Annotated in this window: 19 protein-coding genes; 11 read left to right on the top strand and 8 right to left on the bottom strand. The window is 68.4% G+C overall.

The features are described from left to right. The first annotated feature begins 12 nt into the window (after nt 1-12). A complete protein-coding gene (locus H0X95_RS09625) occupies nt 13-792 on the top strand; it encodes an ABC transporter ATP-binding protein (protein ID WP_006489654.1) in 780 nt (259 codons plus the stop codon). A gap of 66 nt (nt 793-858) precedes the next feature. Here the strand turns inward: H0X95_RS09625 and H0X95_RS09620 are convergent, their stop codons facing one another. Further along, entirely contained in the window at nt 859-1,356 is a 498-nt protein-coding gene (locus H0X95_RS09620; RefSeq protein ID WP_006489651.1) for a GNAT family N-acetyltransferase, read from the bottom strand. A gap of 134 nt (nt 1,357-1,490) precedes the next feature. On the opposite strand from H0X95_RS09620, the gene H0X95_RS09615 reads away from it, so the two are divergent. Together H0X95_RS09615 and H0X95_RS09610 are read left to right on the top strand one after the other, a co-directional pair. Further along, the gene (locus H0X95_RS09615; protein WP_012492810.1) at nt 1,491-2,417 is read left to right on the top strand and encodes a LysR family transcriptional regulator; all 927 of its coding nucleotides are present in this window, start codon (nt 1,491-1,493) and stop codon (nt 2,415-2,417) included. A gap of 547 nt (nt 2,418-2,964) precedes the next feature. Further along, complete coding sequence (locus H0X95_RS09610) at nt 2,965-4,041, top strand: porin (protein WP_059721421.1); 1,077 nt, start codon at nt 2,965-2,967, stop codon at nt 4,039-4,041. A gap of 145 nt (nt 4,042-4,186) precedes the next feature. Here H0X95_RS09610 and H0X95_RS09605 read toward each other — a convergent pair whose 3' ends face one another. Then, nucleotides 4,187-4,525, bottom strand: a complete 339-nt coding sequence (locus tag H0X95_RS09605) for a P-II family nitrogen regulator (protein WP_006398637.1) — start codon at nt 4,523-4,525, stop codon at nt 4,187-4,189. Between the two features lie 83 nt (nt 4,526-4,608). Continuing rightward, nucleotides 4,609-6,327 (bottom strand): NAD+ synthase, encoded by a 1,719-nt coding sequence (locus H0X95_RS09600; RefSeq protein WP_006489649.1) that lies wholly within the window; start codon nt 6,325-6,327, stop codon nt 4,609-4,611. A gap of 109 nt (nt 6,328-6,436) precedes the next feature. Between H0X95_RS09600 and H0X95_RS09595 the strand changes: the two genes are divergently transcribed. Beyond that, on the top strand, nt 6,437-7,615 hold the full coding sequence (locus tag H0X95_RS09595; RefSeq protein ID WP_006489664.1) for a GNAT family N-acetyltransferase: 1,179 nt from the start codon (nt 6,437-6,439) through the stop codon (nt 7,613-7,615). Nucleotides 7,616-7,686: 71 nt separating this feature from the next. Here H0X95_RS09595 and H0X95_RS09590 read toward each other — a convergent pair whose 3' ends face one another. Further along, nucleotides 7,687-9,933, bottom strand: coding sequence for a glycoside hydrolase family 3 C-terminal domain-containing protein (locus H0X95_RS09590; RefSeq protein WP_048985781.1), 2,247 nt, complete (start codon nt 9,931-9,933; stop codon nt 7,687-7,689). 151 nt (nt 9,934-10,084) lie between these two features. On the opposite strand from H0X95_RS09590, the gene H0X95_RS09585 reads away from it, so the two are divergent. Both H0X95_RS09585 and H0X95_RS09580 read left to right on the top strand, forming a co-directional pair. Beyond that, on the top strand, nt 10,085-11,119 hold the full coding sequence (locus tag H0X95_RS09585; protein ID WP_006497160.1) for a helix-turn-helix transcriptional regulator: 1,035 nt from the start codon (nt 10,085-10,087) through the stop codon (nt 11,117-11,119). Between the two features lie 49 nt (nt 11,120-11,168). Continuing rightward, nucleotides 11,169-12,026 (top strand): GIY-YIG nuclease family protein, encoded by an 858-nt coding sequence (locus tag H0X95_RS09580; protein WP_059721377.1) that lies wholly within the window; start codon nt 11,169-11,171, stop codon nt 12,024-12,026. A 54-nt stretch (nt 12,027-12,080) separates the two neighbouring features. Here the strand turns inward: H0X95_RS09580 and ppa are convergent, their stop codons facing one another. Beyond that, nucleotides 12,081-12,608 carry an inorganic diphosphatase gene (gene ppa, locus H0X95_RS09575; protein ID WP_006489643.1) on the bottom strand — a complete coding sequence of 176 codons (528 nt, stop codon included), beginning with the start codon at nt 12,606-12,608 and terminating at the stop codon, nt 12,081-12,083. A 384-nt stretch (nt 12,609-12,992) separates the two neighbouring features. On the opposite strand from ppa, the gene H0X95_RS09570 reads away from it, so the two are divergent. The 5 genes from H0X95_RS09570 to H0X95_RS09550 all read left to right on the top strand — a co-directional run bounded on the left by H0X95_RS09570 (nt 12,993) and on the right by H0X95_RS09550 (nt 18,618). Beyond that, nucleotides 12,993-14,432 carry an aldehyde dehydrogenase family protein gene (locus tag H0X95_RS09570; RefSeq protein ID WP_006497163.1) on the top strand — a complete coding sequence of 480 codons (1,440 nt, stop codon included), beginning with the start codon at nt 12,993-12,995 and terminating at the stop codon, nt 14,430-14,432. An 85-nt stretch (nt 14,433-14,517) separates the two neighbouring features. Further along, nucleotides 14,518-15,276 (top strand): SDR family oxidoreductase, encoded by a 759-nt coding sequence (locus tag H0X95_RS09565; protein WP_058901699.1) that lies wholly within the window; start codon nt 14,518-14,520, stop codon nt 15,274-15,276. Nucleotides 15,277-15,421: 145 nt separating this feature from the next. Next, nucleotides 15,422-16,726, top strand: coding sequence for an MFS transporter (locus H0X95_RS09560; RefSeq protein ID WP_006489648.1), 1,305 nt, complete (start codon nt 15,422-15,424; stop codon nt 16,724-16,726). 255 nt (nt 16,727-16,981) lie between these two features. Then, nucleotides 16,982-17,395, top strand: a complete 414-nt coding sequence (locus tag H0X95_RS09555; RefSeq protein ID WP_006489657.1) for a helix-turn-helix domain-containing protein — start codon at nt 16,982-16,984, stop codon at nt 17,393-17,395. After that, nucleotides 17,392-18,618 carry an alpha/beta fold hydrolase gene (locus H0X95_RS09550; protein WP_006497166.1) on the top strand — a complete coding sequence of 409 codons (1,227 nt, stop codon included), beginning with the start codon at nt 17,392-17,394 and terminating at the stop codon, nt 18,616-18,618. The genes H0X95_RS09555 and H0X95_RS09550 overlap by 4 nt, the downstream gene beginning before the upstream one ends. Nucleotides 18,619-18,714: 96 nt before the next feature. Here H0X95_RS09550 and H0X95_RS09545 read toward each other — a convergent pair whose 3' ends face one another. Genes H0X95_RS09545 through hemC form a run of 3 tightly spaced genes read right to left on the bottom strand, consistent with a single transcriptional unit; the run spans nt 18,715 to nt 22,879 of the window. Further along, complete coding sequence (locus tag H0X95_RS09545; RefSeq protein ID WP_058901701.1) at nt 18,715-19,902, bottom strand: heme biosynthesis protein HemY; 1,188 nt, start codon at nt 19,900-19,902, stop codon at nt 18,715-18,717. 2 nt (nt 19,903-19,904) lie between these two features. Further along, the gene (hemDX, locus tag H0X95_RS09540) at nt 19,905-21,875 is read right to left on the bottom strand and encodes a fused uroporphyrinogen-III synthase HemD/membrane protein HemX (protein WP_012492812.1); all 1,971 of its coding nucleotides are present in this window, start codon (nt 21,873-21,875) and stop codon (nt 19,905-19,907) included. Beyond that, entirely contained in the window at nt 21,875-22,879 is a 1,005-nt protein-coding gene (hemC, locus tag H0X95_RS09535) for a hydroxymethylbilane synthase (RefSeq protein ID WP_012492813.1), read from the bottom strand. The genes hemDX and hemC overlap by 1 nt, the downstream gene beginning before the upstream one ends. Nucleotides 22,880-22,964 lie beyond the last annotated feature (85 nt).

Here is a 22,964-nt window from a genome sequence, read left to right as displayed (position 1 = left end):
GCAGGACTATTGATGAATTCCCAGACCCAGAAGCTTTTCGTCGACGATCTCCACAAGCGGTACGGCGACAACGAGGTGCTCAAAGGCGTGTCGCTGAAGGCGAACTCGGGCGACGTGATCAGCGTGATCGGCTCGTCCGGCTCCGGCAAGAGCACGATGCTGCGCTGTATCAACTTCCTCGAGCAACCGAACGCGGGCCGCATCTTCGTCGACGGCGAGGAAGTACGCACCGCGCTCGACAAGACGGGCGCGCTGCGCGCGGCCGACTCGAAGCAACTGCAGCGCGTGCGCACCAAGCTGTCGATGGTGTTCCAGCACTTCAATCTCTGGTCGCACATGAACGTGATCGAGAACGTGATGGAAGCCCCGGTGAACGTGCTCGGCATTCCGAAGAAGGAAGCGGAAGACCGCGCGCGCGAGTATCTCGAGAAGGTCGGCCTCGCGCCGCGCGTCGAGAAGCAGTATCCGTCGCATCTGTCGGGCGGCCAGCAGCAGCGCGTGGCGATCGCGCGGGCGCTCGCGATGCATCCGGACGTGATGCTGTTCGACGAACCGACGTCTGCGCTCGATCCGGAGCTCGTCGGCGAAGTGCTGAAGGTGATGCAGAAGCTGGCCGAGGAAGGCCGCACGATGATCGTCGTCACGCACGAGATGGGCTTCGCGCGCAACGTGTCGAATCACGTGATGTTCCTGCACCAGGGTCGCGTCGAGGAAGAAGGCGTGCCGGCCGAGGTGTTCGCCAATCCGAAGAGCGAACGCCTGCGCGGGTTCCTGTCGGGCAGCCTCAAGTAACGCGTCCGTCACGCACGACGCCCGAACGGGCGCCTCGCGGTTCGCCGCGCGGCGCCCGTTTCGCGTTTACGCGGCGCTCACCGGCGTGCCGTCGGCAAACGCGCGCAGTGCGTCGCCCGCCAGCCGGTAACGCACCCATTCGCTCTGCGGCGCCGCGCCGACGCGCTCGTAGAAGCGGATCGCCGGCTCGTTCCAGTCGAGCACGCTCCATTCGAAACGCCCGCAGCCCGACTCGACCGCGATCCGCGCGAGCGCCTTCAGCAGCCGCAGCCCCGCGCCGGCGCCGCGAAAACGGGGCGACACGTACAGGTCCTCCAGATACAACCCCTGCCGCGCGAGCCACGTCGAATACGAGAAGAAATACACGGCGAAGCCGGCCGGCTCCCCATCGACCTCGCACATCAGCGCACGCGCCGGCGAGCCTTCGCCGAACAGGCTGCGTTCGAGCGATGCGGGCGTCGCGACGACTTCGTGCTCGGCCTTCTCGTAGACGGCCAGTTCGGTGATGAAGCGCAGGATCAGCGGCACGTCGGCGACGGTGGCGGAACGGATATCGATTTGCACGGGTTGAGCCCTCCTCCGGCCCGGATATGAAACGGGAAAGCGGCGCCGCGCACCCGCGCTGGCGCCGTTCGAACCAGCATGCTACGTTCACGTCCTGCCTGCAGGAAGTGCAGTTTCTTCATCCAGACCTGAACATGATGCATCCCGATCTGCGCCGCCTCGACCTGAACCTGCTGCTCGTATTCGACGCGCTGTATCGCCACCGGTCGGTCGCGGCGGCCGCGCACGAGCTCGCGTTGAGCCCGTCGGCGTTGAGCCACGCGCTCGCACGGCTGCGCGACGCGATCGGCGATGCGCTGTTCGTGCGCCTCGGCAACGAGATGCAGCCGACCGTGCGCGCCGACGACATCGCCACGTGGGCCGGCGACGCGCTCGACGCGATGTCGAAGGGGCTCGCCCGCGCACGCCGCTTCGATCCCGCGCAAAGCGACCGGACGTTCGTGTTCGCCGCGACCGACTACACCGCGTTCGCGGTACTGCCGGCGTTCCTGGCCCGCATCCAGCACGTCGCGCCGCGCCTGCGGATCCGCGTCGTGCATTCGGACCGCAAGATTTCCGTCGACGCGCTCGCGGCCGGCCGCATCGACTTCGCGCTCGGCTACCACGAGGAAACGGCCGCCGACGCGCCCGGCATCGAGGATTTCGACTGGTTTTCCGACGACTACGTCGTGATCGCGAGCGCCGCGCATCCGGAGATCCGCCGGCGGCTGACGCTCGACCAGTATCTGGCGGCCCGCCACGTCGTCGTCACGCCGTGGAACGAGTCGCGCGGCGTGGTCGACTACGTGCTCGACCGGCTCGGCCTCGCACGGCACGTGGCCGTGCAGTTGCCGACCGTGCTGGCCGCGCCGTTCGTGATCGCGGAGTCGGCACTCCTGATGACCGTGCCGAACCGCGCCGCGCAGGCGCTGCGGCATGCAGCGCCGATCCGCATCTTCCCCGCACCATTCGAGATCCCGCGCTACACGGTGAAAATCTACTCGCACGCGAAGCATGCGCGCACCGATGCGCACCGCTGGATTCGCGCGCAGCTGCTCGACGCGCGGCCGAGCCCCGACTAAGCGCGGCGCGTGGCGGGACGGGCATCGCCAGCGTCGATCGGCGCTGACGGCAATCGCCCGAATCATTACGAAATACTTACCAATTTCGCGACTTTCGCGCTTACGCCGGCGCCTTTGGAACGTCAATAGTGGCAATCCTTGACCCACGCCCGCGGAATCCATGTCTCCCTTGTGGCACAAGGGTTTTCCGGTAATCGGGAACCCTTGGGTCCGCTGTCGCGCACCGTGTTGCATGGCAATTTGGCGACAGCGGTTAGTCAAACAACGATTTCCATCGCCACAAAATTGTATTTTTGCTAAATTAGTAACCAAAGTAGCAAAACGAAGTTCGTGAAATGTAGTTTAGCTTCACGACACTACAAGGAGACCCGCAGGCCGACCCGGCTGCGCGGGACCGCTCAACGGGTTTTCCGTCCGCTTGCCCGCGTGCCGCGCTTACCGGCCCTGCACGAGGTCTCCCTGGTTATCCCGCTTTTGCCCGGTGCGTGCCGCGCCGGGCATCTCGTGCAGTTCTGGGTTGACTTTTTGACAGGGTATGGAGGAGACGATGAAGAAAGCTTTGGTCGCGGCCGCGCTGATGGCTGCTGGGGTGGTGACGGCGCACGCACAGAGCAGCGTCACGCTGTATGGCCGCCTGGACGCAGGCCTTGAGTACCTGAACGGCCTGCAAAACGGCCACCAAGTGCGCGCGGAAAGCGGCGACTGGGGCACGAGCCTGTGGGGCTTGAAGGGCAGCGAAGACATCGGCGGCGGCAATAAGATCCTGTTCCACCTCGAAGGTGCGTTCAACACGATGAACGGCGGCTTCAGCGGCTCGATCTGGGATCGTTTCGCGACCGTCGGTATCTCGAACGACCGCTACGGTACGCTGCTGTTGGGTCGCGAGCTCGCGATCGCCAACGGCGTGTGGGACTTCGACCCGTTCGGCCAGTCGGCCTGGTCGACGGCCTCGCTGGTACGCGGCCGCAACTGGAACAAGACCAGCAACAACGTGTCGTACCAGTCGCCGTCGCTGTACGGCCTCGACTTCTACGGCCAGTTCTCGTTCTCGAACTCGACCAGCTTCAACGGCAACACCGATCCGACCAAGGACGGCCGTGCCGCCGGCGCCCAAATCACTTATACGAACTCGCTGTTCCAACTGCGCGGTATCTATGACGAAGTGCGAGATGCGAACGGCCGGTTCAACGACGTATTCAATCACTCGCGCGAGTACTTCGCGGGCGTGAACGTGTTCCTCGGCCAATTCAAGCTGCAGGCTGCCTATCAGGCTTCTCACGCGGACGGCACTGGCATCGTCCCGCAGAACAACGGCATTACCAGCACCCAGCAGGTTTGGGGCGGTGTGACGTGGCAGGCCACGCCGGCAGCGGCGCTGATCGCGGCCGTGTATCACGTGAACGCGAACCACGGCGGCGGCAACGCGAACATCTATACGGTCGGTGGCTCGTACAACATCTCGAAGCGCACGCTGTTCGACGTCCAGGTCGCGACGGTGCGCAACAGCGCGACGGCCAACTTCGGCCTGAACGCGAACAATGCAGGCACCGCCGTGTCGACCGGCAACCCGCATCCGGGCGGCAGCCAGACCGGCGTCTACGCCGGTATCCAGCACCTGTTCTGATCAGGCGCCGTCAAAGAACGATTCGACAACACTTTCCACGCTGCTGCGAGAGGCGCGTATCGGTGCGGTACCCAGACGGGTATCCGCACCGTTTTTTCTTGGCGGGCCGGCTCGAGCCTGCCGCGCCAATCGACGAATGCGGCGCTCAGACGGCCGCTTCGTTCTCTTCGCCGGTGCGAATGCGGATCACGCGCTCGACGTCCGACACGAAGATCTTGCCGTCGCCGATCTTGCCGGTGCGCGCCGCACCGATCACCGCGTCGATCACCTGATCGACCTGCGCTTCCGCGACGACCACCTCGATCTTCATCTTCGGCAGGAAGTCGACGACGTATTCGGCGCCGCGATACAGCTCGGTATGGCCCTTCTGGCGGCCGAAGCCCTTCACTTCCGTCACGGTCAGGCCCGTGAGACCCACTTCGGCGAGCGCTTCGCGGACTTCGTCCAGCTTGAACGGCTTGATGATGGCGGTGATGCGTTTCATGATGGTTGTCCCTCAATGCTCGTTTGGATGAAAAATCGCGATCCCGATTGTAAGCCGGCGGGCCGCATCCGGCCCAGCACCGCTCAATCGAGCCGTTCGGTGAAGCGTGACGTGATCGGGTAGCGCCAGTCGCGCCCGAATGCGCGATGCGTGACGCGGATGCCGATCGGCGCCTGGCGGCGCTTGTATTCGTTGATCTTGATGAGCCGCGTCACGCGCTCGACGTCGGCCTGCGCGTAACCGGCCGCGACGATCTCGGCGAGCGGCCGGTCTTCTTCCATGTACATCCGCATGATCGCGTCGAGCACGTCGTACGGCGGCAGGCTGTCCTGGTCGGTCTGGTTCTCGCGCAGCTCGGCCGACGGCGCGCGCGTCAGGATCCGCTCGGGAATCACGTCGCGCAGCCCGTAGTCGGCCGTTGCGTTGCGATAGCGGCACAGCCGGTACACGAGCGTCTTCGCGATGTCCTTGATCACCGCGAAACCGCCGGCCATGTCGCCGTACAGCGTGCAGTAGCCGACCGCCATCTCGCTCTTGTTGCCGGTCGTCAGCACGATCGAGCCGAACTTGTTCGACAGCGCCATCAGCAGCGTGCCGCGGATGCGCGCCTGGATGTTCTCCTCCGTCGCGTCTTCCGCGCGGCCCGCGAATTCGCCGGCGAGCGCGGCGCGGAACGCATCGAACATCGGCGCGATCGCGATCTCGTCGTAGCGCACGCCGACGCGCCGCGCCATCTCCGCCGCGTCCGTCGTCGAGATGTCGGCCGTGAAGCGCGACGGCATCATCACCGCGCGCACGCGCTCGGGCCCGAGCGCATCGCACGCGACGGCCAGCACCAGCGCCGAATCGACGCCGCCCGACAGCCCGATCAGCACGCCGGGAAAACCGTTCTTGCCGATGTAGTCGCGCACGCCGGTCACCAGCGCGCGATACACCTGCGCGTCCGTCGACAGCTCGGGCGCGATCGCGCCGGGCAGCGGCCGCGCGCCATCGAATTCGACGATCGCGTGCCCTTCGTCGAACTGCGGCATCTTCGCGACGAGCGCGCCCGCGCCGTCGAGCACGAACGACCCGCCGTCGAACACGAGCTCGTCCTGGCCGCCGACGAGGTTCACGTACACCATCGGCAAGCCGGTCTCGCGAATCCGCGCGCGCAGGATGTCGATGCGCACCGCCTCCTTGTTCAGGTGATACGGCGAGCCGTTCGGGATCAGCAGCACCTGCGCGCCGGCCGCCTTCGCGATCTGCGCGGCCGACGCATGCCACGCGTCCTCGCAGATGATCACGCCGTATTTCACGCCGTTCAGCTCGAACACGAGCGGCTCGGTGTCGGTCGCGAAGTAGCGCTTCTCGTCGAACACCTCGGCGTTCGGCAGGTCCTGCTTGCGGTAGGTGCCGACGATCTCGCCGCCGACGATCAGCGACACCGCGTTGAAGGTGTCGGTGGGCGGCACGCCGCGCTCGATCGGGCGGTTTGCATTACCATCGACGGCTGACGCGCCCGGACCGCTGCCCGCACCGCTGCCCGCACCGCGCAACGGATGGCCGACCAGCACCGCGAGCCCGTCGAACGCCTTCAGCGCGTCGGCGAGCGCGTCGAGCGCGGCGGCGGCGGCCGCGTAGAACGCGGGCCGCAGCAGCAGGTCTTCGGGCGGATAGCCGGACAGCGCGAGTTCGGGGGCGACCATCAGTTGCGCACCATCGTTGTGCGCGGCGCGTGCGGCCGCGACGATCCGCGCGACGTTGCCGGCGAAATCGCCGACGGTGACGTTGATCTGGGCGAGAGCGAGTCGGGTCTTCATGGCGGGAGCGGCGCAACCCGGCGGCGCGCCTTGAACGGCTGACGAAATCGATCCGGGCGCGGGCCACGGCGGCCCGCATCCGGCAACATCCAACGGTACGGATTCACGCTTGAAACACGAACGCATCGATTATCGCACGGGCATCCTGTCGTCCCCCGCCGAGGTGCCGGCCGACGAATGGAACGCACTGCTCGCGCGCGACGCGCAGCCCACGCCGTTCCTGCGCCACGAATTCCTCGACGCGCTGCACGTCGCGCGTTGCGCGGTGGACGACACCGGCTGGTCGCCGCACTTCGTCACGCTGACCGACGCGGGCACCGGCCGCCTCGCGGCCGCCGCGCCCGTCTACGCGAAACAGCATTCGTACGGCGAATACGTGTTCGACTGGGCGTGGGCCGACGCGTACCAGCGCAACGACCTGCCCTATTACCCGAAGCTGCTGTGCGCGGTGCCGTTCACGCCGGTGCAGGGCACGCGGCTGCTCGCGGCCGACGACGACGCGCGCCGCCGGCTCGCGGCCACGCTGCTCGCGTTCGCCGAGCAGAGCGACGTGTCGTCGTTGCACGTGCTGTTCCCGACCGGCGACGAAGCGCGGCTGCTCGAATCGATGGGGATGATGCTGCGCGAGGGCGTGCAGTTCCACTGGCTCAACGACGGCTACCGGCACTTCGATGATTTCCTCGGCACGCTCGAGCAGAAGAAGCGCAAGAACATCCGCGCGGAGCGGCGCAAGGTGCACGACGCGGGCGTGACCTTCCGGCGGCTCACCGGCGACCGCATCACCGACGCCGACTGGCGCTTCTTCTCGCGCTGCTACCGGCAGACCTACCGCGAGCACTATTCGAGCCCGTACCTGAACCTGGACTTCTTCCGCACGATCGGCGCGACGATGCCCGAGAACCTGCTGCTCGTGATCGCGGAAGCCGACGGCCAGCCGATCGCGAGCGCGCTCGCCGTGTACCGGCGCGGCGAACACGGCGGCGGCACGCTGTACGGACGCTACTGGGGCGCCATCGAGCACGTGCCCTGCCTGCATTTCGAAACGGCCTATTACCAGTTGCTCGAATTCTGCATCGAGGCCGGGCTCGACACGTTCGAAGGCGGCGCGCAGGGCGAGCACAAGCTTGCGCGCGGTTTCCTGCCGACCGTCACGCATTCCGCGCACTGGCTCGCGCATCCGGCGTTTTCCGACGCGGTCGCGCGCTTTCTCGAACGCGAGACCGCGCATATCCACGCATACGTCGACGAACTGCGCGAACACGATCCGTTCCGGCGCAGCACCGGCTAGCGCGATCCGGCGCGCCGGCATGCGGCGAAGCCACGCATGGCCTCGCCGCATACGGCACGATCGTCGCCGGTTCAGTGCGCGGCGAGCGTCACCGTCTGCGACAGCGCCTGCGGGTCACGCGACGACGCGGCCGCCGACAGCCCATACGTGCCCGCGCCGATCCGCCATGCGTGCGCGCTCGCATCCCACACCGCGAAGCGCTGCGCCGGCACCGCGATGCTGACCGTGCGCGCCTCGCCCGGCTGCAGCGCGACCTTGGTCCAGCCGACGAGCCGCTTCGGCGGCTCGCCGAGCGACGCGGGCAGCGCCGCGTAGATCTGCACCGTTTGCGTACCGGCGCGCGCGCCCGTGTTCGTCACCGTCACGCCGACCGTCACGTTGCCCGCTGCGTCGGCCTGCGCGGACATCGCCGACAACGCATACGTCGTGTACGACAGCCCGTAGCCGAACGGGAACAGCGGCTCGATCGCCTTCGCGTCGAACCAGCGATAGCCGTACGCGAGCCCTTCCGCATAGACGTTCCGCAGGTTCGATGGATCGATCGTCGGCTGCGGCAGGTCGGCCTCCTGCTTCGGGAACGTCAGCGGCAGCCGGCCCGACGGGTTCGCGTCGCCGAACAGCAGGTCGGCGATCGCCTGGCCGCCCTGCGCGCCCGGATACCACGCGTCCAGCACGCCGTGCACGTTCGCGAGCCACGGCATCAGCACCGGGCTGCCGTTCTCGAGCACGACGATCACGCGCTTGGCCTTCGCGGCGACCGCGGCGATCAGCGCGTTCTGGTCGTATTGCTGGTTGGACGGGTCCGCCTTCGCATCGGGCAGCGACAGGCTCGCGAGGTCGAGCCCCTCCGTCTGCCACTGCGTGGCGAACACGATCGCGACATCGGCCTGCGCGGCCGCGCTGGCCGCGGCGTTCGCGTCGGTGCCGTCGAGATAGCTGACCGATGCATTCGGCGCCTTCGCGCGGATCGCCGCGAGCGGCGCGGACTTGTACCAGGTCGCGCACCCGCCGAACAGCGTGTCGGCCGGTTGCTGGCAGGTCGTCACCGCGTTGCCGTCGATCGCCGGCACCGCACCCGAGCCGCCGCCCGACAGCACGCCCGCGTCCGCATGCCCGCCGATCACGACGACCGACTTGAGCGTGCCGGCGGCCAGCGGCAGCACCGGCTGCGTGTCGCCCGGCGCGGCCGCGTTCTTCAGCAGCACCGCCGCTTGCCGCGCGATCGCGAGCGCGTCGGCATTGCCGGCGGCCTCGTCGATCGCGCCGCCCGGCTTCGGCGGCGCATCCATCACGCCGATGCGGATCAGCGTGCGCAGCTTGCGCTGCACCATGTCGTTCAGCCGCGCGACCGACACGCTGCCGGCCTGCAGCGCCGCGCGCAGCTTCGAATTGAAATACGAGCCGAGCGGCGCGTTGCCGTCGTCGGCCGCGCCCGGCTGCTCCTCGTCGAGCCCGGCCTGCACGGCCGCGACCGTCGAATGCGTCGCGCCCCAGTCCGACTGCACGACGCCCTTGAAGCCCCACTCGTTCTTCAGCACCGTCGTCAGCAAATACGGGTTCTCGCACGCATACACGCCGTTCAGCTTGTTGTACGCGCACATCACGTTGCCCGGCTGGCCGTCCTTCACGCCGATCTCGAATGCGAGCAGCTCGGCCTCGCGCATGGTCCGCTCGTCGACGACCGAATCGACCGTCATCCGGTTGGTTTCCTGGTCGTTGAACGCGAAATGCTTGATCGTCGCGATCACCTTCTGCGCCTGCGTGGCCTGCGTGCGCGCGGCGCTCAGCGTGCCCGCGAGCACCGGGTCCTCGCCCATGTATTCGAAGGTGCGGCCGTTGCGCGGCTCGCGCGCGAGGTTCACGCCGCCGCCGAGCCCTTCCGCGAAACCGAGCGCGCGCAGTTCGAGCGCGATGCGCGTGCCGTAGGTGCCCGCGAGCGCCGGGTCCCACGTCGCCGCGAGCGCGACGGGCGCGGGCAGCGCGGTCACGCGCGCATTCTTCACGTTCACGCCACCTGCCGAATCGGCGCTGCTGACGGCCGGAATGCCGAGCCGCGGCACGCCCGGGATGTAGCTCGCGCCGTTCAGCGCGTCGGCCGGAAACGGGCCGCCCAGGCTGAGCGCGGGCATGCCGGTGCCATGCACGAGCTGCAGTTTCTCGTCGGTCGTCAGTTGCGCGACGAGCGCGGCCGCGCGCTGGTCGGCTGCCGCGTCGGGGTCGGTCGGCGCATGGATGTCGTCGCCACCGCACGACGCGAGCAGGACCGTGAGCGCGCACGCGGACGCAATCGTCGAACACCGGAACAGCGAAGTTTTCATTGATCCTCCAGAATCGTTCTGTTGTACTTGTCGCCTCACTCCAGCGTCCGAGTCTAAAAATCAACCGGTCACCACGCTTGACCGGCAGGAGCATGCGTTGACCTCTCGCAGCGGGGACAAACCCGAACGGCATGACGACAGGGAGACAGACATGGAGTTGCAACAGAAATCGGTATCGGTCCGGATCTACCGCTGGCTGTGCGAAGACGCGCGTGCGAACGGCATCGATCCCGCACCGCTTTACGAGACGCTCGGCATCGGGCCGGCCGAACTCGCCGACGACACGCGCCGCATCGCGGGCGACCGGCACGTGGCCGCGATGCAGTTGACGAGCGGCTGGCCGCTGTCGTGGCATCGCCCGCCGCCGGAGGTCGTGCCGTGGCTCGTGCCGTTTCCCGAGCTCGCCGGCATCACCTGCAACGCGGCGACGCTGCGCGACGCGTTGCACGGCTACCTGCGCTATCGCGAGCTGATCGGCAACGTCGACTGGGTCTTCGCGCACGAGAACGGCGACGCGATCGCGATCGACTACGTGAACGAAGGAGACGGCCGGCACGCGGGCAGCGCGTTCGCGAACCTCGCGATCCTCGCGGCGCTCGCGCGCCTGTACGACCCGCAGGTGCGCATCGACGACGCCGAATTCGCCGGCCGCGCGTTCGCGCCCGTTGCCGCGCTGCGCGACATGCTCGGTGCGCCGGTCTCGTTCGATGCCGCGCACAACCGCATCGTGCTGCGCTCCGCGCACATCGACACGCCGTTCGAGCGCTACAACGCACCGCTGGCCGGCATCCAGCGCCATGCCGCCGATGCCGCGCGCGAGCGCGTGCGCGCCCGCTCGACGTTCGGCTCGTCGGTCGAGCAATGCGTGCGCGACTGGCTGCGCACCGCCGACGACGCCGACGTGCCGACCGATACGCTGATGCAGCACGTGTGCACGCGCTTCGCGATGTCGCGCTGGACGCTGCGCCGGCGGCTGCATCGCGAAGCCGTCGGCTTCCATGCGCTCGTCGCGCAGGCGCGGCTCGGCGAGGCACGCGACCTGCTGCTCAATACGCGGTTGCCGATCGGCGAGATCGGCGTGCGCGTCGGCTTCCGTTCGACGAGCGCGTTCACGCGCTTCTTCACGCGCGAACTCGGCGCGGCGCCAAGCCGCTTTCGCGACGGGCACGGCGACCGGTGGCGTTGACGCCGGTTTTTTCTGAGACACTGGCGGCTTCGCATCCCGCCGCTCCGCCATGTCCTGGTTTCTGTATCTGATCGAATGCGCCGACGACAGCGTCTACACGGGCATCACGACCGATGTCGCCGCGCGCTTCGACGAACACGCGTCCGGCAAGGGCGCGCGCTACACGCGCTCGCGCAAGCCGCGCGCGGTGCTCGCGTCGTTTCCGCTGCCCGACCGGTCGAGCGCGTCGCGCGCCGAATACTGGGTGAAGCGGCTCACGCCCGCGAAAAAGCGCGAGCTGGCGGCGGGTTTGCGTACGCTGGAATCGGTGTTGCCGGCGGCGGTCGCGCTCGACGAGCGCGGAGATACGGCCGGGACGAAGGCCACGGCGCGCGGGCGGAAGAAAGAGCCGACGGAAAACACCGGCGATGCGGCGAAGGCTGCGGCAACGGAACAGGTCGCCGGGAAAAAGCCGAAGGCCGGGAAAGTTGCCGGGTCTGCAACGGCCGCGAAGACGGCGAAGCCCGCAAAGGGCACACCAGCGTCGAAGTCGAAGTCGAAGTCGACGCAATCAAATCAAGCCGCACCGGACGCGAAACGTGCAAAAGCCGACGGCAACGCTGCTGCAAAAAAGACCTCGTCGCGTGGCGCACCGGTAAAGAAAACCGGCTCGCCCTCTTCCGCGTCGTCGAAAAGGAAGGTACCGGCCACTGCCGGCAAGCCGACCGCGAGCGTACGCGACGAGGCCGCTTCCGCACCGGCCCGGCGCCGTCCAGCGGCCAAGAAAGCCGCCGCTGCGACCGCTCCGTCCGTTGCCCCGCCGCGCGCGAAACGCGCGAAGAATGCACCGGTCACCCCGCCCCTGCCTGCGTCCCCGCCGGCCCGCCGGAAAACCGCACGCGCAAAACAAAACCGCGCGGCCTCCTGAGGAGACGCGCGCGGTTTGCGTTCCGTACGAACCGGCCGTCGGCCGGCACGCCGCTTACTTCTTGTAGTTCGCGGCGCCGTCGGTGATTTCCTTGTGCGCGGCTTCGATGCCGGCCCAACCTTCGACCTTCACCCACTTGCCCTTCTCGAGCGCCTTGTATTGCTCGAAGAAGTGCTTGATCTGGTCCTTCAGGTATTCGGGCACGTCGTCGATCGTCTTCAGGTTCGCCGTCATCGGGCAGATCTTGTCGTGCGGCACCGCGACCAGCTTCGCGTCGACGCCCGACTCGTCGGTCATCTGCAGCATGCCGAGCACGCGCGAACGCACGATCGAGCCGGCCAGCAGCGGGAACGGCGTGATCACCAGCACGTCGACCGGATCGCCGTCGCCCGACAGCGTCTGCGGGATGTAGCCGTAGTTCACCGGGTAGCGCATGCCCGTGCCGATGAAGCGGTCGACGACGAGGAGGCCCAGTTCCTTGTCCGCCTCGTACTTCACCGGATCGCTTTGCGCGGGAATCTCGATGATCACGTTGAAATCTTGCGGCAGGTCCTTGCCGGCCGGAACATGATTGAAGCTCATGAGCACTCTCTGTAGGTCGATGGGAATTCGGGACAGGGCGCCGCGGCCGATGCCGCCGCGGGCGTCCCCCAAAAGGAATGCGCCATTATAGCCAATCGACCGGTGGCGTCCGGATGACGATCGGCGCGATAATCGTTCCGGATGTCCGGGCGTCGGGCCGGCTGCGTTGCACGTCAATCACAAGGTATGGAACCCGAGCAAGCGCTGAAGCGCTAACCTGGGTCGACCGCGATGCATGGGACCCGAGTAACCGCTGAAGCGCTAACTCGGGTCGACAGCGATGCATGGGACCCGAGTAACCGCTGAAGCGCTAACTCGGGTCGACAGCGATGCATGGGACCCGAGTAACCGCTGAAGCGCTAACTCGGGTCGACAGGAGGAGACATGGAAGAAGCGAAGCACTTCATCGCGGGCGAATGGACGTTGCCCGCGCAACTGGAAACCATCCCGGTCGTCGATCCGTCCGACGGCCAGCCGTTCGCGACGATCGCGCGCGGCACCGCGCCCGACATCGAGCGCGCGGTCGCCGCGGCCCGCGACGCATTCGCAGGCCCATGGGGCGCCGCGAGCGCCGCCGAGCGCGGCCGCGTGCTGATGCGGCTGTCGGCGCGCGTGACCGATTCGATCGAGGAACTCGCCGCGATCGAGGCGCGCGATACCGGCAAGCCGCTGAAGCAGGCGCGCGCCGATGCAGCCGCGCTCGCACGCTACTTCGAGTTCTACGCGGGCGCGGCCGACAAGCTGCACGGCGAAACCCTCCCCTACCAGGCCGGCTACACGGTGCTGACGGTGCGCGAACCGCACGGCGTCACGGGCCACATCGTGCCGTGGAACTACCCGATGCAGATCTTCGGGCGCAGCGTCGGCGCGGCGCTCGCGGCCGGCAACGCGTGCGTGGTCAAGCCGGCCGAGGACGCGTGCCTGTCCGTGCTGCGCGTCGCCGAACTCGCCGTCGAGGCCGGGCTGCCGGCCGGCGCGCTCAACATCGTCACCGGCTACGGCCATGAAGCGGGCGCCGCGCTCGCCCGCCATCCGGGCATCGACCACATCTCGTTTACGGGTTCGCCGGCCACCGGCAAGCTGGTCACGCAGATGGCCGCCGAGAACCACGTGCCGGTCACGCTCGAACTCGGTGGCAAGTCGCCGCAAATCGTGTTCGCCGATGCCGACCTCGACGCCGCGCTGCCCGTGCTCGTGTCCGCGATCGTGCAGAACGGCGGGCAGACCTGCTCGGCCGGCAGCCGCGTGCTGATCGAGCGCGCGGTGTACGAGCCGCTCGTCGAGCGTCTCGCCACCGCGTTCAACGGGCTGCGCGTCGGCCCGAGCCGCGCCGATCTCGATTGCGGCCCGCTGATCAACGCGAAGCAGCAGCAACGCGTGTGGGATTTCCTGTCCGACGCGCAGCACGACGGCATTCCGATGGCCGCGCACGGGCAGGTCGTCGCCGATGCGCCCGAAAGCGGCTTCTATCAGGCGCCCGCGCTGTTGCGCGACGTGCCGCCGTCGCACCGGCTCGCGCAGGAGGAAGTGTTCGGCCCGGTGCTCGCGGCGATGCGTTTCGTCGACGAGGACGAAGCCGTCGCGCTCGCGAACGGCACGCCGTACGGCCTCGTCGCGGGCATCTGGACGCGCGACGGCGCGCGCCAGATGCGTCTTGCGCGGCGCCTGCGCGCGGGTCAGGTGTTCATCAACAACTATGGCGCGGGCGGCGGCGTCGAGCTGCCGTTCGGCGGCGTCGGCCATTCGGGCCATGGCCGCGAGAAAGGCTTCGAGGCGCTGTACGGCTTCACCGCGCTGAAGACGATCGCGATCCGGCACGGCTGAACGCACGGCACGCGACGGGCGGCCGCTAGCACCCGGCCGCCCGCCGACACACGACGACTCGCACTACCTGCACAGGAGACACACCATGCGGTTGACCGGCAAGACGGCCATCGTCACGGGCGGCGGCTCGGGGTTCGGCGAAGGCATCGCGAAGACATACGCGCGCGAAGGCGCGAACGTCGTCGTCAACGACCTGAACAGCGCGGCGGCCGAGCGCGTCGCGAGCGAGATCGCGCTCGCGGGCGGCAAGGCGATCGCGGTGGCCGGCGACGTGTCGAAAGAGGACGACTGGCGCACGCTGCTGCAGGCCGCGCTCGACGATTTCCACGCGGTGCAGATCGTCGTGAACAACGCCGGTACCACGCACCGCAACAAGCCCGTGCTCGACGTGACGGAAGCCGAATTCGACCGCGTGTACGCGGTCAACATGAAAAGCCTGTTCTGGTGTGTGCAAACCTTCGTCCCGTATTTCCGCGCCCAGGGCGGCGGCGTGTTCGTGAACGTCGCGTCGACGGCCGGCGTGCGGCCGCGCCCGGGCCTCGTCTGGTACAACAGCACGAAGGGTGCGATGATCACCGCGAGCAAATCGCTCGCGGCCGAGCTCGGCGCCGACCGCATCCGCGTGAACTGCATCAACCCGGTGCTCGGCGAAACCGCGCTGATGACCGAGTTCATGGGCTGCGAGGACACCCCGGACAATCGCCGCCGCTTCCTCGCGACGATCCCGCTCGGCCGCTTCTCGACGCCGCAGGACATCGCGAACGCCGCGCTTTACCTGGCATCCGACGAAGCGGAATTCATCACCGGCGTCTGCCTCGAAGTCGACGGCGGACGCTGCATCTAGTCGTACCCGGCCGCACGATCGCCCCGTATTGCTTCGCACGAAACCGGATCGGGCATCACCGCGCCCGATCCGGCCACTACAAGGACAGCGGTGCATCCGATCCAGGCAATCGCGCAAGCGCTCATCCGGATCGACAGGAGACAACATGGCAACATCGACGCAGTCGCTGCCGGGCTCGTCCGGCGCATTCGAGGAAGCAACCTACCGCAAGGTGTCGTGGCGGCTCGTGCCGCTCCTGCTGCTGTGCTACGTGGTCGCGTATCTCGATCGCGTGAACGTCGGGTTCGCGAAGCTGCAGATGGCGAGCGACCTGCACCTGAGCGATACCGTGTACGGGCTCGGCGCGGGGATCTTCTTCTTCGGCTATTTCCTGTTCGAGGTGCCGAGCAACATCATCCTGCACCGGGTGGGCGCCCGCGTGTGGATCGCCCGCATCATGGCGACGTGGGGCGTGATCTCGATCCTGACGATGTTCGTCACGACGCCCGCGATGTTCTACGTGATGCGCTTCCTGCTCGGCGTCGCCGAAGCGGGCTTCTTCCCCGGCGTGATCCTCTATCTCACCTACTGGTATCCCGCGCACCGGCGCGGCCGGATGACGACGTTCTTCATGACGGCCGTCGCGCTGTCCGGCGTGATCGGCGGGCCGATCTCGGGCTTCATCCTGAAGGCGTTCGACGGCGTCAGCGGCTGGCACGGCTGGCAATGGCTGTTCCTGCTCGAAGGCATCCCGTCGGTGCTCGCCGGCGTGCTCGTGTTCTTCACGCTCGACGAGCGGATCGCGAAGGCGACGTGGCTGACCGACGAAGAAAAGGCGCTGCTCGCCCGCAACGTCGACGCGGAGGAAGCCACCAAGGAGGACCTGCCGCTCGGCGCCGTGATGTCGAGCCCGCGCGTGTGGCTGATGGCGTTGATCTATTTCTCGTTCGTGATGGGGCTGTACGGCGTCGGCTTCTGGTTGCCGACGATCATCAAGGCGACGGGCGTGACCGACACGTTCATGATCGGCCTGCTGTCCGCGATTCCGTATGCGGCCGCGGTGGTCGCGATGATCCTGATCGCGCGCAGCGCGGACAAGCACCGCGAACGCCGCTGGCACCTCGCGATTCCGGCCGCGATCGGCGCGATCGGCCTCGTGCTGTCGGTGATCTGGGCGCACCAGACGGCGCTCGCGATGCTCGGCCTCACGCTCGCGACGATCGGCATCCTGACGACGCTACCGCTGTTCTGGAGCCTGCCGACCGCGTTCCTCGGCGGCGCGGCGGCCGCCGCCGGCATCGCGATGATCAACTCGATCGGCAACCTCGCCGGCTTCCTGAGTCCGTACCTGATGGGCTGGCTCAAGCAGGTGACGGGCGCCAACGATGCGGGCATGTACATGCTGGCCGGGTTCCTCGTGCTCGGCGGGCTGCTGGCGCTGTCGGTGCCGAAACGGCTCGTCGACAAGTGACGACGCGCGGCGCGTAAACGCGCGCCCGGATCGATCGAACACGCCGGCCGATTTCCGGCCCGTTTTTCCCCGATACGCCCCGCCGTCCGGCATTGCCGGTCGCCGGGGCGTTTTCGATTCCGGACAGGCACACCCCGGATCGGCTGAACGTCTCGCCCATCCGGCGACATCCCATTAATGACAAAATTGTTCCCTTATAGTCCTTTTTATATGGAACAATAAAGACAGTCAAAGGAATCTCCTACCCTACAATTCATGTTCCACACCGTCGAAGACACCGCCGCCCGCCTGCGCGTCCATCCGAAGACCGTCCTGCGGTTCATTCGCGACGGCAAGCTGCGCGCGACGCGGGTCGGCCGTGCATACCGCATCCTCGACGCGGACCTCGCCGCGTTCGCCCGGACGGAGCCGGCCTCGCCCGCGCCGCGTGCGGTGCGTGTCACCAGCATCGTCGACATTCCCGATGCGTCGCAGTCGCTGCACCAGTACCTGTCGCGGTCGCTGCACGCAATGGCGTCAGGCCGCGCATCGTACGTCGACCCCGTGCGAATCGACGTCACGTTCGATCCCGCCTCGAGCGTGGTCAAGATCATCGTGACCGCGACACCGGCGGACACGGCCGCGCTGATGTCGTCGCTCGACATGCTGCTCCAGCAAAGCGGGACATGAGCGCAATCTTCAAGTCGCCCCGCCATGCCCGTGCGATTCGCGCCGCGTACGCGGCCGCGCTGTCGCACTGGCCGGCCGGGCATCGGCGCGTCACCGTGCAAACGCGTCATGGCGCGACGCACGTCATCGTCTGCGGCCCCGAACACGCGCCGCCGGTCGTGCTGATCCACGGCGCACAGACGACGGCGGCAAGCTGGCAGCATCACGCGGCCGACTGGTCGACGCACTTCCGGCTCTACGCGATCGACGTGATCGGCGAAGCGGGACCGAGCGCGCCCGCGCGGCCGCCGCTCGCAGGCGACGCCTATGCGCAGTGGCTCGACGACGTGCTCGACGGCCTGCAGGTGTCGCGCGCCGCGTTCGTCGGCATCTCGCTCGGTGCGCGAACGGCGCTCGACTTCGCGTTGCGGCGGCCGCCGCGCGTCACCCGGCTCGCGCTGCTCTGCCCGTCCGGCATCGGCAGGCAGAAGCCGTTTCTGTGGTGGGCGCTGCCGCTGTTGCTGCTCGGCGATGCCGGGCGTGCATGCGTGCGGCGGTGCGTGCTGGGTCGCCTGCCACCCGCATCGACGCCGGCCGAACGGGACGCGCTCGCCCTGATGCGCGCCATCGATCGCGGCTTTCGGCCGCGCATCGAGCCGGTTCCGGTATTCGACGACACCATGCTCCGCACGTTGTCGATGCCCGTGCTGGCGATCGTCGGAGGCCGCGACGTGATGCTCGATTCCCGCGACACGCGGGATCGCCTGACGCGCCTCGTGCCGCACGCGCAGGTGCGGTTTCTTCCCGAACAGCCTCACTTCATCCGCGGGCAACGCGACACCCTGCGCACTTTTCTCTCATCGACGGACACGCTCGACATGCCCCATCGAATCGTTCAGGCCGCCGGCAGCCGCGTGCTGGTCCGCGATCCTTCCGCCGGCCTCGTGCAACGGGAAAGCGACGCGCTCGATCTCGTCGCGCTCGCGCACGAGCATGAAGCCGACTGGATCGCGGTCGCCGCGGACATGCTGCACGACGACTTCTACCGGCTCGACAGCGGGCTGGCCGGCGCCGTGCTGCAAAAGCTGACCAACTACGGCGTCCGGCTCGGCGTGGTCGGCGACATCGACCGCCGGCTCGCGCGCAGCGAAGCGCTGCGCGCGCTCGTTCGCGAGTGCAATCGCGGAAAATCGGTCTGGTTCGTCCCGAGCGAGGACGACCTGCTGCGCAGGCTCGGCGCGTAACGCGCCACGGGCCGCCCGCGCCTCGCTACGGGCAAAAAAAGCCCCGAAGGCCGATCGGCGTTCGGGGCTTTTTAGGCTGCGCGGCGCAGCGCCGCGTCACACCACGGTGATCGCGAGCGCGCTTTCGCGGTAGTGCTTCGCGGCCTTGTCGGTTTCGCCGAGATGCTCGAACAGACGGGCGAGCGCACGATGCGCCCGCACCTTCAGCGCCTCGTTGTCGGCCAGCTTCAGCGCCGATTCGAGGAACGACTGCGCCTTGCCCCACAGCTGCTGCTGCTGGCAGAGGCGGCCGAGCGCGAACAGCAGGTCGGCATCTTCCGGATGATCCTTCTTCCAGCCTTCGGCCTTCTGGATCAGCGGCAGCGCATCGGCGCCGGCCGTGTCCGGGTAACGGCGCAGCAGGCGTGCATCCCAGTTGTGCGCGAGCGCGTCCTCGACGATGCGGCGCGCTTCGTTGCGGCGCTCGAGCGGCACGAGCAGTTCGGCCGCGAGATCGGCGAGACGCGGCGACTGGCGCTCGACCGGCGACAGCGACTGCCACACTTCGAGCAGCGCGTCCGGATCGTGCCGGCGTTCGCGCAGCAGGTTTTCCGCCGCCTGCTGGCGCAGCCGCACCGCCGCGGCCGGATGCAGCGCCTCGCGCTTTTCGAGCGCCTTCGCGAGCTTCAGCACCTCGGCCCAGTTCTTCAGTTGCTGCTGCGCCCGCAGCGCGACCTGCTGCGCATGAATGCGCTTGCCGCCGGCCTGCATGTCGGCCAGCGCGGCGAGCGCGCCGTCGGCGTCGCGGGCGTCCGCGCGCATGTCGGCGGCGGCGAGCAGCCGCGCATCCTGCCATTCGGGCGCGTCGATCTTCGACAGCCAGTCGTCGCGGCGCGTGTACTCGTGCATCCGGTGCGCGGCGGTGGCCGCGACGAGACTCGCGGCGCCCAGGTTCGCGTCGACGGTCAGCGCTTCACGCGCGGCCTTCTCCGCACGCGAGAAGCGGCCCGCGTACAGGTTCGCGATCGCATCGCGCAGCGATGCCTGCGCCTTCTCGTTGCGCGCACGCGCCCGATACGCGGCGACCCGCTGCGGCATGCGCCAGATATTGCGCACGATGCGCAGCAGTGCGTACACGACGATGAACAGCACGACGATGGCGATCACGAACAGGTTCAGCGACACGTCGATCCGGTACGGCGGATAGACGAGCAGCACCTGCCCCGCGTCGAAACGGCCGACGGTGGCGAGCGCCGCGGCGATCGCGAACAGGACCGCGAGCCAGACGATTCCTCGAAGCGTCATCGTTACCCCCGGCTCTTGAACTGCTGAACGGCGTTCAGGCTCGTGTTCAGGTTCGGCACCGCGACCGTCAGCGACGCGCCGTCAACCTGCTTGAGCAGATCCTCGACGGTCTGCGTGTCCTTCGATGCCTGATCGAAATACTTGCCGAGCGATGCCTGTGCGGCGTGCAGGTCGGCCTTCATCGCGCTGTCGTTGCGCGCCAGCAGCGACAGCCGTGCGGTGAGCAGGCGCAGCTTCACGTTCTCGCGCACGAAGTAGCCCTGGTCGGGCGACGCGAGCATCGCGTCCGCGTTGTCGATCCGGCGTACCTGCACGAGCCCCTTCAGTTGCTGGCCGAGGCCGGCCGAGAAGTCGTGCCACCACACCTTCCAGCGCGGCTCGCCGGCGGCGACCGACGACGCGGCGTCGGCCGGCGCGGCCTTCGGCGCCGCGTGCGGCACGATCGCCTCGCCCGACAGCGGCAGCGCGTCGATCTTCGCGATCGCGTCGTCGAGCTTGATCGCGAGGCCCGTGAGATCGGCTGCCGGCGCGGCCTTCAGCTTCTCGATGTCCTGCGCGAGCGCCTTGCGCACCGTGACGGCCTGCGCGCTCTGCGACGTCGCGAGACGCGCGTCGGCGTTCTGCAGCGCGATCAGCGCGAGCTGCGTGTTGCCGGTCAGCTGAAGCTGCTGGCTCGCGCTCGACAGCATCTGGTCGACTTCCTCGAGCATCCACGCATCGCGGTTGCGCGACAGGTCCTGGTATTGCTGCTGCAGCGCCTGCTGCGCGCTCTGCGCATCGGCCAGCTTGCCGTCGAGCTGCGCGAGCTGCGTGTCGACCTGGTGCGTGCTGGCGAGCGCCTGCTCGGTCTTCATCCGCGTTTCGGCCGTCTGCGCGTCGAGCGCCTTCTGGCGCGCGACGAACGTACCGTCGAGCCGGTCGATCTTGCGGTTCAGCGCGTAGCCGCCGACCCCTGCCGCGCAGCCGAGCACGACGACGACGAACCACAGCACCGCGCTGCCGCCGCGGCGTGCGGGCGGCTCGGGCGCGAGATAAGGGGGGCTGGTCGGCGGTGCGGATGCAGCGGCCGGCTGGGAAGCGACGCTTTTGGAATCGTTGGTATCTGTCATGCGTTTAGTCACCGGTGCGGCTGTCGCCGGTTGGACGGCCTCGTCGGCCATCGTTCGAAACGCGCGGACGATGCGCTCATCGCCCGCGCCGGTCAGCGTAATCCTATCAAAACCCAATGCGCGCGCGGACTGCTCGATCCGCGGGTGCGGCGTCACGAGCGGCGCATGCTTCAATGCGTCGATCTCGGCATCGTTCAGGTGGGCCCGCGCGAGCTCGTGCAGGTTGCGCACGCCTTCCGAGCTCGTGACGAGCCACGCGTGCGGCTGGCCGTCGAGCAGCGCGTGCACGCGCTCCCACGCGCCGACACGCGGCTCCGGCACGACGCGCCGGTACGCGGCGACGAGCGTGACGTCGGCCCCGGCCTCGCGCAGCCGCTCGGCGAGCCATTCGCGCCCGCCGTCGCCGCGCACGATCAGCACGCGCTTGCCCGCCAGCGCCGGCGCGCCGCCGAACGCGGCCTCGATGCTCGCGAACAGGCTTTCCGAATCGTAATGAGGCACGCCGCCGTCGGCCGGCGCCTGCGGCGCGATCACGCGATGCGCGGGCGCCGCGATGCCGTGACGCTCGAGCGCCGCGACGCTGCCGGGCCCGACCACGCCGACCGGCAGCGCATTCGGCCAGATCGCGCCGTACCGCGCGAGCGCGCGGTCGATCGCGTTCGGCGACACGAAGATCACCAGCGCGTAGTCGGCCAGCGCCGCGAACGCGGCGTCGAGCGGCGCCGGATCGTCGACCGGCGCGATGTCGATCAGCGGGAATTCGAGCACGTCGCAACCGGCATCGGCCAGTTGCGCCGCAAGCGCGTCGGACTGGCCGTCCGGACGCGTCAGGACAGCGGTGAACGCGCGCGCGCCGCCCGCCATCAGGCGTCGCCCTTGCCGGCGGCCTGCGAGCCCGCGAGCAGCGCCTGGACGATGTCGAGCGCGCCTTGCGCCTCGAGCTCGTCGGACACCGCGCGGCCGAGCGCGAGCGCGTCGGCGACGGTCATGACCGCCCCGCATTCCTCGGCCGTCAGCACGCGCTTGCCGTCGGTGGTCGACACACGGCCCGTCAGGTACAACTCGCCTGCGCGCCACACCGCGTGCGCGGCGAGCGGCACCTCGCAGCTGCCGCCGAGCGCGCGCGACACCATCCGCTCGGCCTCGACCGCGAGCGCGGTCCGCGGGTCGTGCAGCGGCGCGAGCCACGCGGCGACGTCGTCGCGGTGCGCGGCGATCTCGATGCCGAGCGCGCCCTGGCCCGCTGCCGGCGGACTGGCTTCGACGTCGAGCAGCGCGCGGATCCGCGCTTCGAGGCCGAGGCGTTTCAGGCCGGCGGCCGCGAGGATGATCGCCGCGTAGTCGCCGCGGTCGAGCTTGGCGAGCCGCGTATCGAGGTTGCCGCGCAGCGGCAGCACCTCGAGATGCGGGTAACGCGAACGCAGCATCGCTTCGCGGCGCAGGCTCGACGTGCCGACGACCGCGCCGGCCGGCAGCGCGTCGAGCGACGCGTAGTCGTTCGACACGAACGCATCGCGCGGGTCTTCGCGCTCCATGATCGCGGCGAGCGCGAAGCCGTCGGGCAGCGCCATCGGCACGTCCTTCAGCGAATGCACGGCGAGATCGGCCCGACCGTCGGCCAGCGCGGCCTCGAGTTCCTTCACGAACAGGCCCTTGCCGCCGACCTTCGACAGCGTGCGATCGAGAATCTGATCGCCGCGCGTCGTCATCCCGAGGATTTTCACGTCACAAGCTGGATATAATTTGCGCAGCGCATCACGCACATGTTCGGCTTGCCACATCGCCAGGCGGCTCTCGCGCGAAGCAATCGTCAACGTCGCGGGCGGCTGTGCCTGTTGCGGCCCGGCCGCGGGGGTCTCGGAATTCATTGCTGGAACATCGAAGGACGGGATTGAAGATCGAACAATGGTAGCACGCACGCCCCAGCCCGCCCGGGCCCGGAGCCTGCGCCCG

The organism is Burkholderia sp. 9779_493 (assembly GCF_015712215.1).
GTDB classification, from domain to species: Bacteria; Pseudomonadota; Gammaproteobacteria; order Burkholderiales; family Burkholderiaceae; genus Burkholderia; species Burkholderia cenocepacia.
This window is presented reverse-complemented; position numbering and strand designations above follow the sequence as displayed.

Bases quoted from the DNA above. Each gene is read 5' to 3' on its own strand.
- H0X95_RS09610 (WP_059721421.1), top strand. From the start codon at position 2,965: ATGAAGAAAGCTTTGGTCGCGGCCGCGCTGATGGCTGCTGGGGTGGTG.
- H0X95_RS09615 (WP_012492810.1), top strand. From the start codon at position 1,491: ATGATGCATCCCGATCTGCGCCGCCTCGACCTGAACCTGCTGCTCGTA.
- H0X95_RS09560 (WP_006489648.1), top strand. From the start codon at position 15,422: ATGGCAACATCGACGCAGTCGCTGCCGGGCTCGTCCGGCGCATTCGAG.
- H0X95_RS09580 (WP_059721377.1), top strand. From the start codon at position 11,169: ATGTCCTGGTTTCTGTATCTGATCGAATGCGCCGACGACAGCGTCTAC.
- H0X95_RS09565 (WP_058901699.1), top strand. From the start codon at position 14,518: ATGCGGTTGACCGGCAAGACGGCCATCGTCACGGGCGGCGGCTCGGGG.
- hemC (WP_012492813.1), bottom strand. From the start codon at position 22,879: ATGAATTCCGAGACCCCCGCGGCCGGGCCGCAACAGGCACAGCCGCCC.
- ppa (WP_006489643.1), bottom strand. From the start codon at position 12,608: ATGAGCTTCAATCATGTTCCGGCCGGCAAGGACCTGCCGCAAGATTTC.
- H0X95_RS09550 (WP_006497166.1), top strand. From the start codon at position 17,392: ATGAGCGCAATCTTCAAGTCGCCCCGCCATGCCCGTGCGATTCGCGCC.
- H0X95_RS09600 (WP_006489649.1), bottom strand. From the start codon at position 6,327: ATGAAGACCCGACTCGCTCTCGCCCAGATCAACGTCACCGTCGGCGAT.
- H0X95_RS09605 (WP_006398637.1), bottom strand. From the start codon at position 4,525: ATGAAACGCATCACCGCCATCATCAAGCCGTTCAAGCTGGACGAAGTC.
- H0X95_RS09555 (WP_006489657.1), top strand. From the start codon at position 16,982: ATGTTCCACACCGTCGAAGACACCGCCGCCCGCCTGCGCGTCCATCCG.
- H0X95_RS09585 (WP_006497160.1), top strand. From the start codon at position 10,085: ATGGAGTTGCAACAGAAATCGGTATCGGTCCGGATCTACCGCTGGCTG.
- H0X95_RS09590 (WP_048985781.1), bottom strand. From the start codon at position 9,933: ATGAAAACTTCGCTGTTCCGGTGTTCGACGATTGCGTCCGCGTGCGCG.
- H0X95_RS09625 (WP_006489654.1), top strand. From the start codon at position 13: ATGAATTCCCAGACCCAGAAGCTTTTCGTCGACGATCTCCACAAGCGG.
- H0X95_RS09545 (WP_058901701.1), bottom strand. From the start codon at position 19,902: ATGACGCTTCGAGGAATCGTCTGGCTCGCGGTCCTGTTCGCGATCGCC.
- hemDX (WP_012492812.1), bottom strand. From the start codon at position 21,875: ATGGCGGGCGGCGCGCGCGCGTTCACCGCTGTCCTGACGCGTCCGGAC.
- H0X95_RS09570 (WP_006497163.1), top strand. From the start codon at position 12,993: ATGGAAGAAGCGAAGCACTTCATCGCGGGCGAATGGACGTTGCCCGCG.